This is a genomic window from Mycobacterium sp. (assembly GCF_050701515.1).
Classification (GTDB): Bacteria; Actinomycetota; Actinomycetes; order Mycobacteriales; family Mycobacteriaceae; genus Mycobacterium.
Map to the genome: position 1 here is coordinate 1 of NZ_JBOGDB010000253.1, position 1,593 is coordinate 1,593.

General features: G+C 67.5%; 3 protein-coding genes. All 3 read right to left on the bottom strand.

Annotation, left to right across the window (positions count from 1 at the left end; translation table 11 throughout):
* Positions 1–146 precede the first annotated feature (146 nt).
* The 3 genes from ACRDU5_RS19330 to ACRDU5_RS19340 all read right to left on the bottom strand — a co-directional run bounded on the left by ACRDU5_RS19330 (position 147) and on the right by ACRDU5_RS19340 (position 1,397).
* A complete protein-coding gene (locus ACRDU5_RS19330; RefSeq protein ID WP_526616388.1) occupies positions 147–632 on the bottom strand; it encodes an RES family NAD+ phosphorylase in 486 nt (161 codons plus the stop codon).
* Complete coding sequence (locus tag ACRDU5_RS19335) at positions 616–1,017, bottom strand: antitoxin Xre/MbcA/ParS toxin-binding domain-containing protein (protein ID WP_526616389.1); 402 nt, start codon at positions 1,015–1,017, stop codon at positions 616–618. The genes ACRDU5_RS19330 and ACRDU5_RS19335 overlap by 17 nt, the downstream gene beginning before the upstream one ends.
* Positions 1,018–1,112: 95 nt before the next feature.
* The gene (locus tag ACRDU5_RS19340; protein WP_526616390.1) at positions 1,113–1,397 is read right to left on the bottom strand and encodes a hypothetical protein; all 285 of its coding nucleotides are present in this window, start codon (positions 1,395–1,397) and stop codon (positions 1,113–1,115) included.
* Between the last annotated feature and the right edge of the window lie 196 nt (positions 1,398–1,593).

The window sequence follows — 1,593 nt, forward strand, 5'->3', positions numbered from 1 at the left end:
GTGACAAGTCCACTCGCGAATTTATCAAACGAGTCGGAATCGTCAAATAGACAGTGCGCGCCGATCCCGGAAACCGCAAAGCGAGCTCCAGCCGCCTTCACTCGCCGCCGCTTACGCTCGCGACCGCGTCGCGCAGTTGCGCCAACTCACGAAGCGCCGCTCCGCAACAGTCTGGGATCGATGCTCGCCGGCTGCTCGTCCGCTACCTGAATCCTGCGGATATCCGAATGTCGCTGGTTAATGAGCACGTTCGGCTCGTAGGGCGAGAGCACGGAAGGAACGACCAGCACCGCAACGTCACCGGCATCGTACCAGGCGTCGCCATAGGCTTGGCTGATGCTGTAGTCGTCGCGATCCCAGCCAGGCAACTTGGCGGGATCGAGCACCGTCCGGGCGACCGCCGCCGGAATGGTCGCGACGACATGGCGCATGCCTGGCGGCAGCGCGGTCGCGTTCCAGTGCACCAGGTTCTCGAGCAGGGCCAGGGCGTAGGCCGAAGCCGTGTGGATCACGTTGCGCCCCGGCGTGCACCATCGGCTGCCCCACCGGTGGGCGCCGCCGCCATCGAAGACCGGGTATGCGGCACTGGCAACTCGGAAGACCTGAAAGTCCTTCTCAAACCGGGAGTCCATGCCGGCCGCGCTCGATCACCTCCTCGACCTGACGCGCTCCGACCTCGGTCATGGCGACCTCGAGCGGCGTCCGATCCATGAGCTCGGCATGCGGGGTGCTCATGAACCGGCGAGCCTCGCTTTCGTCGTGCCAGATGCTCTCCGCCATGGCGAACACGCGGGCCAGCCGCTCCGCCTTCTGGCTGTGCGCCGGGTTCAGCCGGGCCCCGCGCTGATAGGTCGCCTTCGGCACGATCCGGTACTTCACGCGCGCGCTGCCCCGAGGACCGGCGACACGCGTCACCAAGGCGTCGAGCGCCGCCCTGGGAAGCCCGCTGGCGACCACCTCGTCCAGATCCGCCCATGACACGACCGGACGGCCCAATACGCGTGGTCCGCCCAGCATGTCCGCAATGCTGGCTACCGCGACCATCGCCCGCCTCACCTTGCCTCATGTGAGCCTAAAAATAGCCTCAAATGGTCCGGCGCGCAAGAAAGACCTTACGGCTTGGGCCGCGGTTCCCGCGCGTCGTGAGTCTCGATGACGGTGTACTCCGCATCGATGACCTGGGGTCCGGTCCGCTCCCTGCTCCGCCCGGACAGCCAGGCGCGCACCAGCACGCCCACGGCGATCGCCGCGAACAGGCCCAAAAGCAGCGCAGAGAGCAGGATCGCCAGCACGATCACCACGATGCCGGCAAGCACCGCCAGGGCGCCGGCCCACAGGCCGCCGATCCGGCCGAAGCGCATCTCGACAGGTCGGGTGCGGGAATCTCGCTCGCTCATGGCACGCTCCTGCGGTGGGGCGATACCCATGAGGTCGTGGCCCGGCACCGGAATGTCCAGCCCCGGGGTACTTGAAGCCGGTGCGGGGGCGGGGGCGGCCGTGCCACGCCGCCCCCAGGGGTCAGATCTCGCCCTTGCCCATCCGGTCGGCGATGTAGTCGGCCTGGCGAATGGCCAGCGTCACGATGGTCAAGGT